The following is a 451-nucleotide window of genomic DNA, read 5'->3' as shown; positions in this document are numbered from 1 at the left end:
CTATTGGCTAGCCACGGGCCAGGCCGACTATCTGTTTCTGGTCGAGGCCCAGACCGACAGCGTCGAGGTGCTTCAGGTCAGCACCGAACTCCTACAGCGCGCAAGTGCGCACTTTCACTGAATCAATACCCACCGATCGAGGTTGTCATGGAAAACACTTACGACGTAGCCATCATTGGCAGTGGCATTGCCGGAACCATGTTGGGCGCTATCCTGGCCAAGGAAGGTGTGAGCGTGGTCATCATCGACGCTGGCACCCATCCGCGTTTTGCAGTGGGCGAATCGATGGTGCCCGAGAGCGCTGTGCTGTTGAAAATCCTGGCCAACCGTTACGCCATACCGGAGTTGGCCTACCCCGGCGAACTCAATTCGCTGATCAAGCATGTGGGTTCCTCATCGGCCGGGATCAAGTTGGCGTTCAGTTTTGCCTGGAACGGCAAACACCAGGAAC

The 451-nt window shown here is 57.2% G+C and carries 1 protein-coding gene; it reads left to right on the top strand.

Going from position 1 to position 451, the window contains the following annotated elements; translation table 11 throughout:
* Positions 1–147: 147 nt before the first annotated feature.
* The coding region (locus SOP95_RS31640) for an NAD(P)/FAD-dependent oxidoreductase (protein ID WP_323609533.1) at positions 148–451 on the top strand (304 nt) is incomplete at its 3' end.

The sequence above is a fragment of the Pseudomonas sp. YuFO8 genome (assembly GCF_035065025.1).
Classification (GTDB): Bacteria; Pseudomonadota; Gammaproteobacteria; order Pseudomonadales; family Pseudomonadaceae; genus Aquipseudomonas; species Aquipseudomonas putida_AE.
The sequence above is the reverse complement of the archived record's forward strand: the minus strand, read 5'-3'. Positions and strand labels throughout refer to the sequence as shown.